Source organism: Virgibacillus salarius (assembly GCF_039521925.1).
Taxonomy (GTDB): Bacteria; Bacillota; Bacilli; order Bacillales; family Amphibacillaceae; genus Virgibacillus; species Virgibacillus salarius.
Genome location: NZ_BAAACY010000165.1, coordinates 1 through 16,111, shown reverse-complemented (window position 1 = coordinate 16,111; position 16,111 = coordinate 1). Strand labels below are relative to the sequence as shown.

Annotated in this window: 16 protein-coding genes and 1 riboswitch; of the genes, 1 reads left to right on the top strand and 15 read right to left on the bottom strand. The window is 37.8% G+C overall.

The genetic code is table 11. From position 1 onward, the window contains the following. Window positions 1-24 precede the first annotated feature (24 nt). The 13 genes from ABDZ84_RS19580 to rpoN form a co-directional block, all read right to left on the bottom strand. On the bottom strand, window positions 25-813 hold the full coding sequence (locus ABDZ84_RS19580) for a TatD family hydrolase (protein WP_026681625.1): 789 nt from the start codon (window positions 811-813) through the stop codon (window positions 25-27). Then, complete coding sequence (locus ABDZ84_RS19575) at window positions 806-1,546, bottom strand: ABC transporter ATP-binding protein (protein ID WP_343782720.1); 741 nt, start codon at window positions 1,544-1,546, stop codon at window positions 806-808. The genes ABDZ84_RS19580 and ABDZ84_RS19575 overlap by 8 nt, the downstream gene beginning before the upstream one ends. After that, window positions 1,539-2,309 (bottom strand): ABC transporter permease, encoded by a 771-nt coding sequence (locus ABDZ84_RS19570; protein ID WP_026681627.1) that lies wholly within the window; start codon window positions 2,307-2,309, stop codon window positions 1,539-1,541. The genes ABDZ84_RS19575 and ABDZ84_RS19570 overlap by 8 nt, the downstream gene beginning before the upstream one ends. After that, entirely contained in the window at window positions 2,309-2,599 is a 291-nt protein-coding gene (locus ABDZ84_RS19565) for a thiamine-binding protein (protein WP_026681628.1), read from the bottom strand. Before ABDZ84_RS19565 ends, ABDZ84_RS19570 begins: the two co-directional genes overlap by 1 nt. Before the next feature lie 3 nt (window positions 2,600-2,602). Further along, window positions 2,603-3,616, bottom strand: coding sequence for an ABC transporter substrate-binding protein (locus ABDZ84_RS19560; RefSeq protein WP_343782717.1), 1,014 nt, complete (start codon window positions 3,614-3,616; stop codon window positions 2,603-2,605). A 315-nt stretch (window positions 3,617-3,931) separates the two neighbouring features. Continuing rightward, a riboswitch (TPP riboswitch) is annotated at window positions 3,932-4,041 on the bottom strand. Window positions 4,042-4,383: 342 nt separating this feature from the next. Next, entirely contained in the window at window positions 4,384-5,670 is a 1,287-nt protein-coding gene (eno, locus tag ABDZ84_RS19555; protein WP_026681630.1) for a phosphopyruvate hydratase, read from the bottom strand. Between the two features lie 25 nt (window positions 5,671-5,695). Further along, entirely contained in the window at window positions 5,696-7,231 is a 1,536-nt protein-coding gene (gene gpmI / locus ABDZ84_RS19550) for a 2,3-bisphosphoglycerate-independent phosphoglycerate mutase (protein ID WP_026681631.1), read from the bottom strand. Continuing rightward, on the bottom strand, window positions 7,228-7,986 hold the full coding sequence (tpiA, locus tag ABDZ84_RS19545; RefSeq protein ID WP_026681632.1) for a triose-phosphate isomerase: 759 nt from the start codon (window positions 7,984-7,986) through the stop codon (window positions 7,228-7,230). The genes gpmI and tpiA overlap by 4 nt, the downstream gene beginning before the upstream one ends. A 22-nt stretch (window positions 7,987-8,008) precedes the next feature. After that, window positions 8,009-9,190: a phosphoglycerate kinase gene (locus ABDZ84_RS19540; protein ID WP_026681633.1), complete on the bottom strand. Its 1,182-nt coding sequence runs from the start codon at window positions 9,188-9,190 to the stop codon at window positions 8,009-8,011. 135 nt (window positions 9,191-9,325) lie between these two features. Further along, complete coding sequence (gap, locus tag ABDZ84_RS19535) at window positions 9,326-10,333, bottom strand: type I glyceraldehyde-3-phosphate dehydrogenase (protein WP_121605645.1); 1,008 nt, start codon at window positions 10,331-10,333, stop codon at window positions 9,326-9,328. Between the two features lie 37 nt (window positions 10,334-10,370). After that, window positions 10,371-11,399, bottom strand: a complete 1,029-nt coding sequence (locus ABDZ84_RS19530) for a sugar-binding transcriptional regulator (RefSeq protein ID WP_121605646.1) — start codon at window positions 11,397-11,399, stop codon at window positions 10,371-10,373. Window positions 11,400-11,653: 254 nt separating this feature from the next. Beyond that, window positions 11,654-11,896, bottom strand: a complete 243-nt coding sequence (locus tag ABDZ84_RS19525; RefSeq protein ID WP_080668693.1) for a glutaredoxin family protein — start codon at window positions 11,894-11,896, stop codon at window positions 11,654-11,656. A gap of 1 nt (window position 11,897) precedes the next feature. Beyond that, window positions 11,898-13,181, bottom strand: coding sequence for an RNA polymerase factor sigma-54 (gene rpoN / locus ABDZ84_RS19520; protein WP_343782711.1), 1,284 nt, complete (start codon window positions 13,179-13,181; stop codon window positions 11,898-11,900). A gap of 264 nt (window positions 13,182-13,445) precedes the next feature. Here rpoN and ABDZ84_RS19515 point away from each other — a divergent pair, with 264 nt between their 5' ends. Continuing rightward, window positions 13,446-13,841, top strand: coding sequence for a ribonuclease HI family protein (locus ABDZ84_RS19515; protein WP_026681638.1), 396 nt, complete (start codon window positions 13,446-13,448; stop codon window positions 13,839-13,841). A gap of 31 nt (window positions 13,842-13,872) precedes the next feature. On the opposite strand, the gene ABDZ84_RS19510 is transcribed toward ABDZ84_RS19515, so the two are convergent. Both ABDZ84_RS19510 and ABDZ84_RS19505 read right to left on the bottom strand, forming a co-directional pair. Further along, window positions 13,873-15,402: a solute symporter family protein gene (locus tag ABDZ84_RS19510; protein WP_026681639.1), complete on the bottom strand. Its 1,530-nt coding sequence runs from the start codon at window positions 15,400-15,402 to the stop codon at window positions 13,873-13,875. Further along, window positions 15,399-15,755, bottom strand: a complete 357-nt coding sequence (locus ABDZ84_RS19505; RefSeq protein ID WP_026681640.1) for a DUF485 domain-containing protein — start codon at window positions 15,753-15,755, stop codon at window positions 15,399-15,401. Before ABDZ84_RS19505 ends, ABDZ84_RS19510 begins: the two co-directional genes overlap by 4 nt. Window positions 15,756-16,111 lie beyond the last annotated feature (356 nt).

The window sequence follows — 16,111 nt, the reverse complement described above, 5'->3', positions numbered from 1 at the left end:
TTCCCATTCATACTCGTCCTATGTTCACTTGTCATTCTTAAGATGAAAGAACTGGGATGTATTAACATAAAGTTGTTCCTGTACATCAGGAAGAGGCATTTTTTTAATTGTCGCTATTTGTTTAATCGACTTATGGATCATTTTTGGATGGGTCAGTTGGTTGATAAACGGACCAGCAAACTGCCAAGGCCCATCCGTTTCCACCATCATATGAGTTATTGGGTATTTATTAACTAGCTGGTTAATTTCTCGTTCGTACATGACATCTGGTGTGATGGATATAAAATATCCATTCTGGCTCATTCGTTCCATTGTAGGTTTGTCACCCTTAAACCAATGAAACTGTGCATTGGTGATGGAATACTTTTCTAATAAATCACAGGCAATGGTAGCATCATCATAAACTGCATGAAGTACAATTGGCTTATTCCATTCTTTAGCTTTTCGTATAAATAATTCTAGTAATTCAATATATGGCTTTACCATTAAATTTGAATTTTCTTGTCGCTTGTAATAAGGTAGACCTACTTCACCTACCGCAATTGCTCTGTCTAGATTCGAGTCAATAAATTGTATTAAATCAGCTATATCATTATCGTTAGGTATTTCTTGTTCCGGATGAAATCCGAAAGCAGGTTTAACTGCGGAACATCTCTCCGCTAACCTTAAATTGGAAATTGACGATGCTAGGTTATTCGAAACAGAAATTAGTGAGCTAACATGATGCCGTTTCAAAGATTTAATAATTTCTGTTTGTTCCTCCTGTGTATACATATCTAAGTGAATGTGTGCATCAATAATGAAGCTATCCATTTGTAGCCCTCAATTCCTGATATATCCTTTTCTTATACTCTAGAAATGCTTCTGATAAAACTAACGCTTCCTCTCTTGGTCTTGAAAAAGGAATTGTGAATTCTTTTTTTATCGAAGCCGGACGAGCTGACAACACGATCACACGATCAGATAGAAATAATGCTTCTTCTATATTATGCGTTACGAAAAGGATTGATCGTTGATGCTCATTCCACATTGCTAATAACCACTTTTGCATGTCCAAACGGGTAAATTCATCCAATGCGGAAAATGGTTCATCTAAACAAATAACAGGCTGGGGACTTAAAATACTGCGTACAAAAGAAGCGCGCTGCTTCATTCCTCCAGATAATTCATGGGGATATGCATTTTCATATCCTTTTAAGCAAGCTCGTTCTAGCATTCGTTTTGCTTCTAATTCATCTTTTCTACCTGCAATTTCTGCCGCTAAGACAACATTTTGTAAAATCGAACGCCAAGGAAGTAAGGAATCTGATTGAGGCATATAGCTGATGAATCCCCGTTTGCCGATAATCTCTTTTCCATTTAATTTAATCGTACCGGAATTAGGTGAGGTAATCCCTCCAATCAGTCGAAATAACGTGCTCTTCCCACTTCCTGATGGTCCAACAATCGAAACAAACTCTCCGTTTCGCACCGTTAATGAAATACGATTAAGAATAGTAGTTTCCCCATATTTTTTTGTTAGATTTACAAGTTCTAAGTTACTCACTGATCTTCCCTTCTTCCGGTTTCCATTTAATTACTCTTTTTTCAATTAATGAAATACAGCCAAAAAACAATAAACTTAGCAGCACTATAAATAAGATAGCAACAAAGACACGATCTGTTCGGAAAGACGAAGATGCCAAAGTCATATATACTCCAATTCCTTCACTTGCACCAAGCCATTCAGATATCACCGCTCCCATTACGCTATATGTCGCCGATATCTTTAAACCACTAAACAAAGAAGGTAATCCATATGGCCACTCTAGCTTACGAAAGATTTGCCCTTTACTGGCACCTGTCATTTGCATATAGTGTTTCAGTTCTCCACTTGTTTGTCTAAATCCATCTAAAGCTGCTATAGTTATTGGAAAAAAACAAACAAGTGTAATAACAATTAATTTCGGCAATATTCCAAAACCAAACCAAATTACTAATAAGGGAGCTAAAATAATAATAGGTATATTCTGTGATATTATTAATAATGGATAAAAGGCTTCCCTAACTGTCGGAATGAGATGAAGACAAACAGCAACGAGCGTACCTACACTGCTGCCTATCATAAATCCGATAATCGATAGTTGGATAGTCGATTGTAGATGACTAGCATAATTTGGCCAGCCATTGACAGCTTCTTGCCATATTACACTTGGAGCAGGTAGTAGCCAAGCTGGGATCGAAAAAATACGACAAGCTATTTCCCAACTGATAAGGAAAAGGATGAGGACCAGAGCTGGTCGCCATCCCTTTTCTCGCAATCTTCTCATTAGCGATACTTCTCCGTTAATTGTTCCATGGAAGCTCCAGAAGGTTGATAAAGAACCTTCACCTGTGAAATAACATTTTCACAACCAATTTCAGTCATCCTTTTATTCATCTTCTCAATAATTCCAAATAGTTCTGCAAGATCACCTTGCATTGTAGTTTCTAGTGGACTTACCTGATACTTAACTCCGGAATGATCGATAATCTTAATCGCTTCATCCACATACGGAATAACATCTTCACCATTTTTCGTTTTCGGGATAATTTGAATACTAACTAGTGCATCTGCCATCATTTATTCCTCCTTTGTTTCTGGTAAAAACTCATTTGTAAATGCTTTTTCACTATCTAACGGTTTATCTAACAGCTCATTCTCATACATCCAATTGGCGTAATTCTCCCATACCTCTTGCTTTTGTTCCCCCCACTGGTCCGCATCATCTTGATACTTTGACACTAACCAAGCTTGACTTGCTTTTACTAATTCTGCATCCAAATCAGGAACAGCGTTAATTAAGATATCAGCGGCTTCCTCTGGTTGCTCAATTGCTAGATTATAACCTTTAGATACTGCAGCTAAGAATTGCTTAACTGTTTCTGGATCATCTTTGATCATTTTTTCATTGGTAGCTAAAACCGGCGTGTAATAATCTAAATTTGACGAATAATCGGTTAAATACACCATATTAATTTCTTCATCACGGAGCTCTGCCTCTACACCAGTCCAACCATAATAAATCCACGCAAAATCAATATCTCTTTTCACCGCAGTAAAAAAGTCCGTATCGCCCATGTTGATAATATCAACTGATTCTACATTAGCATTTTCCTGCTGCATGAGTGAGGTTAGAACCGCTTTTTCTACTGGAGCTCCCCAGCCACCATATGTTTTATCTTCAAAATCTTTAGGTGTAGTAATCTGTTTATTCTTGGGTGAGGCAAAACCTGAGGTATTATGCTGTATAACAGCAGCAATGGAAACAATCGGTATATCTTGTACACGAGCTTCAGTAATCCCCTCCTGATAACTCACACCAAAATCTGCTTTACCAGATGCAATTAACTGATCTGCTCCCGCTTCACCAGGCATAATTATGTCCACATCAAGGCCTTGCTCTTCAAAATATCCCTTCTCTTTTGCAACATATAATCCTGTATGATTCGTATTTGGTGTCCAATCAAGTACAACAGAGATCTTTTTCTTTTCTGTTGAGTCATTGTTCTGCTGACTTTGTTCTTTCTCTTCTGTACCACATGCCGTTAATATAAGCAGTGTAATCCCTAAACTAAGCAGTAAAAGCTTCTTCAATGTTTTCCTCCTCTTGAATACCTTTCTCATTGTAAGGAACAGCGTATGTATCATCTTGTTTGACTGTAATTCCTTCGCTAAGAATAAAAGCGCAAACACCCGATTAGCAACGCAGCGACGATTCAACGGAGATAAAGGACTCACGGTGAGCTTGCGAGCCGATGATGATTTAGATTAGGGCGATTCATGATGAAGTAGCCTAGTTTCTGGGCGCTGGAGCTGGACGCAGCTCAACACGCAAATTTTATAATTTCTTAGACTATAAAAAATGCCCTAGATGGTTAATCACCATTAGGGCATATACAACTTAATATTTGATGTATCAAACATGTTCCCTACGCTGGTTTAAACCAGATCAGGTTCTAAGAGTCAGTACCTTACGGATACAATCTCAACCAGCAACACTGGTCCCCCTACAACTTTAGTATTCTATTATTAATTCCATAGTAACTATGACATAATTCGTCCATTTAATCAAGTTTAAGAAACTCAAAAAATATAGAAACTTCTATGAACATAGAAGCAACTTCTGCATAAAGTGACACTTTAATCAGTGGGGGTTTTATTTATCCCACATTGATTGTTAGCACCACAGACCTAAAATCCTTTGAACCGACCGGACATTTACCGGCAATCGATCCTCCACTTCCCCATAGTGGTTTTACTTTATTGCTTAAAGTGGATTATTACTGCCAGTTATATGTGTGGGATAAACCTATAAAAAACCTCTTAAAGTATAACCACCATACCTTAAGAGGTTTTCTTCCCTATTTATTTAGGTTATAGAACGCTGTCTTACCAGCATATTCACCCATGCCTGCTAGCTCATCTTCAATGCGAAGCAGTTGATTGTATTTAGCTACACGATCTGTTCGAGAAGGTGCACCTGTTTTGATCTGACCTGCATTAGTCGCTACAGCAATGTCAGCGATCGTTGCATCTTCTGTTTCTCCTGAACGGTGTGAGATAACCGCTGTATAGCCAGCGCGTTTTGCCATTTCGATTGCTTCGAACGTCTCTGTTAATGTACCGATTTGATTAACTTTTACTAAGATAGAGTTTCCAATACCTTGTTCAATACCTTTGGAAAGCTTATTAGTATTTGTTACAAATAAATCATCTCCGACAAGCTGTACTCGTCCACCAAGACGATCTGTTAATACTTTAAATCCATCCCAATCATTTTCATCTAGTCCATCTTCAATGGAGATAATTGGGTATTTGTTGATCATGTCTTCATACCAATCAACCATCTCTTCAGAAGTACGAACAACACCTTCACCTTTTAGATTATATTTACCATCTTCATATATTTCTGAAGCAGCAACATCCATTGCAAGCTTCACTTCTTCTCCTGGCTTGTAACCAGCAGCTTCAATTGCTTCCACAATTGTTTGTAAAGCTTCTTCATTAGAAGCAAGGTTTGGTGCAAATCCGCCTTCGTCACCAACAGCTGTGTTATACCCCTTTGATTTTAATACATTTTTCAATGAATGGAAAATTTCAGCACCCGTACGTAGTGCTTCTTGGAACGTTTCTGCTCCAACTGGCATAACCATAAACTCTTGAATATCTACGTTATTATCGGCATGCTCACCACCATTAAGAATATTCATCATTGGTGTTGGTAGGGTTTTTGCATTAAATCCACCGAGGTAGTTATATAACGGTACTTCAAGATAACTAGCAGCAGCATGTGCTACAGCCATGGATACACCAAGAATTGCGTTAGCACCAAGTTTGCCTTTATTTTCAGTTCCATCTAATTCGATCATTAACGCATCGATGATATTCTGACGAGTAACATCAATCCCAAGTAATTCAGGTGCAATTATTTCATTTACGTTTTGAACTGCTTTTAGAACACCTTTTCCAAGATAACGATCTTTATCACCATCACGTAATTCCACAGCCTCGTATTCACCGGTAGATGCACCGCTTGGCACAAGTGCAGAACCGAAGGCACCTGATTCTGTAAATACTTCCACTTCAACTGTCGGGTTACCGCGTGAGTCTAATACTTCACGTGCATATACATCAGTAATGTATGGCATAATTTTTCTCTCCTTTAATTTCCTTTTATTTAATTAATGATTCGCCAGTCATTTCTTCTGGTTTTTCAATACCTAGTAAATCCAATAAGGTTGGTGATAGATCAGCTAAAATCCCACCATCTCGTAATGTTATATTTTCTTCTGTCACAATTACCGGAACAGGATTTGTCGTATGAGCAGTCATTGGCTTACCTTCAAGCGTAACTACCTCATCAGAATTACCGTGATCAGCAGTAATAATGGCATTCCCGCCAAGCTCTTTAATTTTATCAACAATTTTCCCTAGACATTCATCAACTACTTCAATTGCTTTAATAGTCGGCTGTAATTTACCAGAATGTCCAACCATGTCCGGGTTAGCAAAGTTCAAGATAATTGCATTGTGTTCACCAGCATCAAGTTCTTTGAGCAACGCGTCCGTCACTCCATAAGCACTCATTTCTGGTTTTAAATCATATGTTGCAACCTTTGGCGAATCAATCAATACACGTTTTTCACCATCAAATTCTTTCTCACGACCACCACTCATAAAGAAAGTGACATGTGGATATTTTTCTGTCTCAGCAATACGTAATTGCTTCAAATTATGCTGAGATAATACTTCGCCAACTGTATTATCTAGGTTAACAGGTTCGTAAGCAACATAGCCATCGACTGTTTCACTAAAATTCGTTAACATTACAAAGTCCAAATTTTTTGGCACGTGCTCACCACGATCAAAATCACGAAAATCTTCATTTGCAAAGGTACGTGAAATCTGAATAGCGCGATCTGGACGGAAGTTATAAAAGATTATAGAATCTCCATCTTTAATTTTCCCAACTGCTTCACCGTTTTCATCTGTGATGACAGATGGAATAACAAACTCATCGTAAATTTCATTTGCATATGAATCGTCAACAACCTCTATTGGGTCTTGATATGCTGGTCCTTCTCCATATACCATTGCATCATACGCTTTTTTCACACGATCCCAACGTTTGTCACGATCCATGGAATAATAGCGGCCTGAAATGGTTGCAAATTGACCAACACCGTATTCCTTGATCTTATCCTGCGTTTGTTTAATATATTCTTTCGCTGTTTGCGGACCAACATCTCGTCCATCAAGAAATGCATGGATGTACACTTCTTTCAACTCATTATCTTTTGCTAGTTTTAATAAAGCAAATAAATGATTGATATGACTATGCACGCCTCCATCGGAAAGCAATCCAAAAACATGCAATGCTTTTTTGTTTTTCTTCGCATTTTCTATTGATTTTTTAAAGGCCTCTTTTTCAAAGAACTCGCCATTCTTAATGGACAAATTCACACGAGTTAAACTTTGATAAACGATGCGCCCAGCTCCAATATTTAAATGCCCGACCTCGGAGTTTCCCATTTGCCCTTCAGGTAGACCAACTGCCTCACCACATGCTGTTAATTGGTTGTGAGCATAGGTATTCCAATAACGATCAAAGTTAGGAGTATTGGCTTGCTTTACAGCATTTCCTTTTTCCTCATCACGAAGAGCGAAGCCATCCAAGATGATTAATGCTGCTAATTTATCCTGTTTCATTTTTTACCTGCCTCCACTAATTGTAAGAAGGATTCTGGTTGAAGGCTAGCACCACCAACTAATGCACCGTCAATATCGGATTGTGCTAGTAACTCCTCTATATTAGCTGGTTTTACACTTCCACCATATTGAATAACTACATGGTCTGCTGTTTCCTTTGAAGTAAGTTTTGCAATAACTTGTCTAATATATGCACATACTTCATTTGCTTCAGCACTTGTAGCTGTTTTACCTGTACCAATTGCCCAAATCGGTTCATAAGCTATGATCGTTTCAGCCACTTGTTGGTCTGATAGACCTTCTAAAGCTTTAATCACTTGGTTTTCGACATGATCCATTGTTTCATTTGCCTCACGCTGTTCTAGGGTTTCACCAACACAAACAATTGGAACTAAATGATGATTAAATGCAGCATGAACTTTTTTATTCACCGTTTCGTCCGTTTCATTATAATATTCTCGTCGCTCCGAATGTCCAAGTACAACATGCGTTATACCTAAATCCTCTAGCATAACTGGACTTACTTCACCGGTAAAAGCTCCACTTTCTTCATAGTGCATCGTTTGTGCAGCAACTTTAAGATTTGTATCTTTTGTTTTATCAACAAGAGATGCTAAAAATGGGAATGGCGCACAAACAATTGCCTCTACATTCTTATCTTCAGGTATTTTTGCTCCGACTTCATCAACAAATTGATTCGCTTCTGTTGAAACTTTGTTCATCTTCCAGTTTCCAGCAATTACTTTCTTGCGCATCTTCTCACCTCATTATGTTTTATTATTTATCACTTAATGCTTCGACACCAGGTAGCACTTTTCCTTCCATAAATTCAAGGGATGCACCACCACCAGTTGAAACATGATCCATTTTTTCACTAAGATCAAATTTTTCAACAGCAGCAGCAGAATCGCCACCGCCAATTACAGTATATCCTTCTGTCGTTGCTAATGCATTTGCAACTGCTTTTGTGCCATTGGCAAATGCTTCCATTTCAAACACACCCATTGGTCCATTCCAGATGATTAGTTTCGAATCAGCAACGATTTGTGCATATTTCTTACTTGTTGCCGGTCCAATATCTAACGCTTCCCAATCAGCAGGAATCTGATCAATTGCTACTTCTTTCGTATTAGCCGTTTCCGCAAAGTCATCTGCTACAATCACATCAACGGGAAGGACAAAATTAACACCTTTATCCTCTGCTTTTTTCATAAAATCCTTAGCGAGTTCGATCTTATCTTCCTCTAACAAAGAGTTACCAATTTCGTACCCTTGTGCTTTAATAAAGGTATAAGCTAAACCGCCGCCGATAATTAAATTATCTACTTTATCAAGTAAATTATCAATGACATTTATTTTGTCTTTTACTTTAGCTCCACCAATTATTGCCGTAAATGGTCGTTCCGGATTATCCAATGCTTTCCCTAATACTTCAATTTCTTTTTCCATTAAGAAACCTGCAGCAGCAGGAAGCTTCTCAGCAATACCTGTTGTTGAAGCATGAGCGCGATGTGCAGCTCCAAATGCGTCATTAACATAGTAGTCAGCCATACTTGCAAATGCTTGTACAAGATTCTCATCATTCTTTTCTTCGCCAGCTTCAAAACGAACATTTTCAATTAAAACAATGTCTCCATCGCTAACTTGTGAAACAGCTTCGTTTACTTCATCTCCGTAAACAGCATCCGTCTTCACAATTTCTTTACCGATTAAATCACTTAATCGGTCTGCAACAGGATCTAAGCGTAGTTCCTCTACAACTTCACCTTTAGGACGTCCTAGATGACTGGCAAGTATTGTTATTGCTCCCTGTTTAGAAAGATATTCAATAGTTGGCAATGCTGCTCTGATTCTAGTATCATCAGTTACTTTACCATCTTTCATTGGAACGTTGAAATCAACTCGGCAAAATACTCTTTTTCCTTTTAGCTCAAGATCTGTTAATGATTTTTTGTTCATGTTCTTCTGCCTCCCTATTTTAGGAATATGTAGTTCTCATTACAATTTAGGGATTCCCTTATATGGGATCATTAGTCATGCAAATAAAAACATGGAAAACGGAGGAGGATTTGGTCCCTCCCCCGCTTATTTATCTTATAGTCCTTGTTTTTTCAGGAATGCAGCTAAGTCCACACAACGAGAAGAATAACCCATTTCATTATCATACCATGAAATTACTTTAACCATGTTATCTTCTAGTACCATTGTTGATAAACCATCTACAATAGAAGAATGAGTGTTACCAACAATATCCGATGATACAAGCGGTTCTTCGCTATATTCTAGAATTCCTTTTAACTCGCCTTCAGCAGCTTCTTTTAGTGCAGCATTTATGTCTTCTGCTGTAACATTTTGGTCAAGTTCAGCAACTAGATCAACCAATGAACCATCTGGAGTTGGTACTCGTACTGCACCACCATTTAGTTTACCATTCAGTTCAGGAAGTACTTTTCCAACTGCCTTAGCTGCACCAGTAGTAGTAGGAATAATGTTTTGAGCAGCCGCTCTTGCACGACGATAATCTTTATGCGGTAAATCAAGAATTTGTTGATCATTTGTGTAAGAATGGATTGTTGTCATTAGTCCACGCTTAATTCCAAATTTGTCGTGTAATACTTTTGCATATGGTGCTAAGCAGTTTGTTGTACAAGACGCATTAGAAATAATATTATGTTTAGCTGGGTCATACTGATCGTCATTTACCCCCATTACCATTGTTAAATCTTCATTTTTACCAGGTGCAGAAATAATTACTTTTTTCGCTCCTGCATCGATATGTTTCTGAGCATCTTCACCATTTGTGAAGCGACCAGTAGATTCAATGACAACTTCTACACCAAGATCTCCCCAGCCTAAATCAGCAGGGTCGCGTTCTGATAATACTTTAATTTCTTTTCCACCTACTACAATGTTAGAGCCATTAACAGATACTTCTTCATCAAGATGTCCATGAATGGAATCATACTTTAAAAGATGTGCAAGCATGTTTGCATCTGTTAAGTCATTTACTGCAACTACTTCAACCTCATCATTCTTAAGAGATTGACGAAATACGTTACGTCCAATTCTACCAAAACCGTTAATTCCTACTTTTACTGTCATGTATATTCCTCCTAAAAAATTATTTACAATATTATATTTAAAGGGAAGTAGTTCCCCTTAAAATCTCTTCTGCCGCCGCTTCATCGGTAATTAGCAAATCACTTTTTCCTTGTTTAAAAAAGGATGCTATTGCTTGGGCCTTTGACTCTCCACCAGCGATGGTTATGACATAAGGGATTTTTTTTAGATCTTCTAATTGAATCCCTACTGTCCGCACTTTATGAACCACATCGCCCTCGCTATCAAAATAATAGCCAAAAGCTTCACTCATCGCTTGATTTTCCTTCAGTTTTTTCACAACAGTTTCAGAAGTTTTTCTGCGGTGCGCCATCGTCAGTGCGTCTCCTACACCGTGTAATGCAATCGTAGCACTCTTTATTTGTTCCAAGGTCTCATTTATCGATGGCTCCTGGATAATAGACTGATAAGCTGATTCACTCAGTGGATCTGGGACATATAGTAGTCGGTAATCACCGTTGGCTTTTCGGGCCATCTCAGCAGCAATTGTGTTTGCTTGATTTTCAACTTTTTCACCAATTCCTCCACGAGCAGGGACAAATAAGGTACCTTCTTTATTTAGTGGTGTCATCATACTCGCTACTGCTGCCATCGTTGTTCCACCTGTTACAGCTATGGTACTATCCTCACCAACGATCGTTTTCAAAAAGGCAATACAGGCTTTTCCTAATTCTTGTTTTACCCATCCATAAGCATCACTATTACCCGGGACAACAATAACATTACTTATAGATAATGTATCCTGTAATTGCTCTTCTAAAACGCGTAACCCCATGATTTCACCCATAAATGAAGCTAAGCTCTCCAGTACTACTTTTCCCTCTTCCGAGATATACATTCCTTTTGCAGTAACTTGAATTAAATCTTGATGCTGCAGTAAGTCAATTTCTCCTCGAACACTTCTCTCTGTCATGTTGGTGTTGTCAGCAAGCCCCCTTCTACCAATTGGCTGTAATAAGTCAATACTTCGCAGAATTGCATAGCGTTGCTGCATAATTTCTAGAACATCTGGTAATAATTTTTTCTGTAAGTCAATCAGCTCTCTCATCAAAGGACTCCTTTATATATGGACATAAAAAGTCCCGGATGGTTATATCGCGTCCCGGAAGCACCAAAAAAATAAATCCTTCCTACAATTTTTATTATAGCAAAGATGTAAAATTACACAACTAAAAAGTATATTTATCTAAAAAAGCTTTTACTACTTTCTGTATGACCGTTTTTTTGCTACTTCGTAAACCGCTTACCTATCTTATAATAGTTACTAGGTTTAACGATTCGATAGTGGCATGATAAACGATGTCATACCTTAGCTTCTAGAGCCTCACTTAATACTGCAAAATTAAGCTGAGCAGCATCAATAGAAATGTCATCTATAACCACACACGGAATAAGCAGTTGATATGTCTCCAACCACTTATCATTCGTGTAAATATCTCGCTCTTCCAGTTTAAATGGATAGTCCCTCTGTAAAACTTCCAGCATGAACTTAGCATCATCACATAGTGGACAAGAATCTTTCGTATACAAAATGATGTTCAGCATGCTATCTCTCCTTCCGTTTGAGTGATGCCGGAATATTTAATTGTTCTCGATATTTCATCACTGTTCTTCTTGCGATTTGCAAATTATAATCAAGTGCTAACTTATTTTTTATCTTCTCATCCGATAAAGGATTTATCTTATCTTCATTGCTAATTAGTTCAGCTATCATCTGCTTTACTGCTAAGGCAGATGCTTTTGAACCGTTTGCTTGTTTAATACCTGATTGCAAAAAGAAGTTTAGTGGCAGTACCCCATTCGTTGTTTGAACATATTTATTAGCTACCGTTCGACTTATTGTGGAAACATGCAGATCTAAATCACTTGCAATCTCTCTCAAAGTCAGAGGCCTAAGCATAGATGCTCCTTTTTCAAAATACATATGTTGCTTTTCAACAATCACCTGGATTACCCGCTCCAGCGTATCACTTCTATAGACAATAGCCTTTTTTAACGATTCTAGCTGATTTAATTTTTCTTTCACATAGTTAGCAGTTTGTTTTTCCTTAAAGGTACTATTTTGGTAAACCGTATTTATCGTAATTTTTGGAACGCTCCACGAATAAAATGATATCTTCCAGTTACCAGCCTCTTTAAAAATAGTAGCTTCTGGAATAATATAGTCAGCTTTTTTCGTTGTAAGAAGCTGACCTGGCTTAGGGTGGCAATTTTTAATATGATCAATGACTTCTTCAACGTACGAATGAGACACTCCATAGTGTTCTGATATTCGCTGAATATTATCATCTGCCAGCCATTCTATGTGTTCTTGTATGAGATCCTGCAAAAAGGCTGGTACGAACGATTGTGCTGCTAGTTGTAACTCAATACATTCAGATAATGATCTAGCACCTATACCAGCTGGTTCTAAGGATTGTATATGCTTTAAAGCTTCTTCTACTATTTCAATGGTAGTATTACACTTAGCTGCCCATATGTCCAATGATACATCTAAGTAACCGCTTTCATTTAATGAATCAATTCCAAACAAGACAACAGGTCTTATTTCCTCGGAAATAGAAAGCGTAAACAATTGCTGTTTTAATTGATCATATAAGGTCAACTCCGATGAATTGATTTCTCCAATAGAAACAGAGGTATCAGAAGAACGATACTGAACATGCTCATCATTATACCTAATTTCTTCAATGACTGGATTTTCTTTTTCTATTTCCCTTATATATTCCATCAGTTCCATACTAGACATTTGTAATAACTGAATGGATTGCATTAGGGACTGATTCATTTTCCATTGCAACACTTGCTCATTTACAAGTTGTAATTTCATGTCTATCCCCCCAATACTTCCCCTATCATTTATTTTGCCATAAATTTTTTATTACAGCTAGTTTATTAGCTAAAAAATAACGATAGGTTTTCTCCCTACTATCTACGCATGCTATAATAATGCTGAAGCTTCAATAATGCGATTCGTTTATCCATCGCTGTTAGTTAGTCCTACTACTGTCACTAAGATCTCGGCATATACTCCGATTAGTTGACAGTAAAAACACAGTTGAAATGTATTTCACAAGTAAGGGAGTAATCAAGAATGATCGAAGTGTACACAGATGGTGCTGCAAATGGAGATCCTGGTCCAAGTGGTGCGGGGATATTTATAAAAAAAGGGAAAAATAATTATCATTATGCGTATCCATTAGGTATACTATCAAATCACGAAGCAGAGTTCTTTGCTGTAATTCAGGCACTTGAATTATGCAGAAAAGAATTCCCAGAGGAGATTCTTTCCTTTCGATCTGATTCTAAGCTAGTCGTCGATGTAATTGAGAAAGGATTCACTAAAAACCAAAAATTTTTGCCATTACTACAGAAAATACAAGAGGAAGCAGCACACTTTTCTTTCTTTTTTATCAAATGGATTCCGGAGAAACAAAACTTCCATGCTGATAAACTATCTAAAAAAGCCATTCATTTAAATAAAAGCTGACTCCGATGGAGAGCCAGCCATATTTACATTTCTATTCCCTATACCCGGTATTTGCTTTTACTTGAACTTCTGCATAATGGTTTAAATCTACTTCTTTAGAAAGCATAGTTCCAATATACCCGCCTAAAAAGCCTAATGGTACTGAAATCAATGCAGGATTGGTTAATGGGAAAATAGGTTCACCAACAAATATTGCTGCTCCTTCAATAGGTGAAAATACATTTGGACTAATCGAAACTAGAACAAGCGCTGATACGAGACCGAATAACATTGCCGTAATTGCTCCTGCTGTATTAAATCGTTTCCAATAAATTGTATAAAGGATCACAGGTAAATTGGCACTTGCCGCAACACAAAATGCTAACGATACAAGGAATGCAACATTCATTGTTTGTGCAAATAGGGCAAATATGATGGAGAATACGGAAACGCCTAAGGAAGCATAACGTGCTGCAAGCATCTGCTGCTTATCCGTTGCTTTTCCTTTTTTTATAATTTGTCCATAAATATCATGAGCAAAAGCGGAAGCTCCAGACAAAACAAGGCCAGCGACAACAGCAAGTATGGTTGCAAACGCTACCGCTGAAACGAATGACATTAGAAAATTTCCACCAAGTGCTTCTGCTAATAATGGAGCAGCCATATTACCAGCAGGATTTGCCGCAGTAATTAGCTCTTCCCCAACAAATGCTGCTGCTCCAAATCCTAGAAAGATAGTTAATACATAAAATATACCAACGACCCATGTTGCTGTTACGACAGAACTTCTTGCTGTTTTGGCATTTCTTACTGTAAAGAACCGCATTAAAATATGTGGCAGCCCTGCAGTACCGAGAACTAAAGCTAACATTAATGATATTGTATCTAGTGGTACGTTATACTTCAATCCTGGGTTTAAGTAATCTGCTCCATGACTAGTTACCGTTTTCATCTCGCTAAACATGCCTAGAATATTAAAATTAAACTTCGCCAATACCATAAATGCAATAATCACTGTACCAATCATTAATAATACTGCCTTAATAATTTGCACCCAGCTCGTTGCCGTCATGCCTCCAAATAAGACATATATTGTCATCATTACTCCAACTATTAGCACTGCAATCCAATAATCTATATCAAATAATAGCTGAATTAAAGCTCCTGCACCAACAAGCTGGGCAATCATATAAAATATGACAATAGTAATCGTGCTAAGCGCGGCAATTCCTCTTACTTTTTTAGCATCAAATCTTGCATTAATCATGTCTGCCAATGTATATTTCCCTAAGTTCCTAAGAGGCTCTGCTACTAAGAACATTACAACTAAATATGCTATTAAAAATCCAATACTATAAAAGAAGCCATCAAATCCGTAAAGCGCGATTGCTCCCGCTATGCCTAAAAAAGAAGCGGCTGATAGGTAATCACCTGCGATAGCAAGACCATTTTGCCACCCCTTTAATCCACCACCGGCAGTATAAAAATCTCCGGTTGTTTGCGTTTTTTTAGCTGCATAATAGGTAATTACCAAGGTAGCTATGACAATAATTAAGAAGAGTGTTACTACGGTAGCATTCATTCATGTCTACCCCCTAGCTGATTTTCAACGATTTCATCTGATTGGCGGTCAAAGCTTGCTGATTTTTTAACATAAACGGTACAAAAAACCCAAGTCATAATAAATTGGCAAAACGCAAAAATCCATGCCCAAGAGATATCGCCAATTACCGGCGTGTTTAAAATTGTAGAATACGAAGTTAAAATGGGTAACATAAAATAGAAAACTAAAAAGAAAACAGTAAGCGGTAGAATAAACTTTTTCCGTTTAGCAATTAAATTTTTAAATGCTTTACTTTCAGATACTGCAATGAAATCTGGCTTACCTTTCGAAAATTCTTCTTTTTTGAAATCGCTTTCAACACTCATGCTCATTCCTCCCTCAATTTTTCATTATTTATAAAGTGAAACTTCCATCCGTGGGGGAGTGTGTTTATCTCCCACGGATGGTTAGGTGAACCAATCGGACATTTACTGGCAGTCGACCACACACTTATCCATATTCATTTCACTTTATCGCTTGAAGTGGGGGGCTTACTGCCAGTTATATGCGGGATAAAGCGAAACTTCCATCCGTGGGGGAGTGTGTTTATCTCCCGCGGATGGTTAGGTGAACCAATCGGACATTTACTGGCAGTCGACCACACACTTATCCATATTCATTTCACTTTATCGCTTGAAGTGGGGGGCTTACTGCCAGTTATATGCGGGATAAAGTGAAACTTCCATCC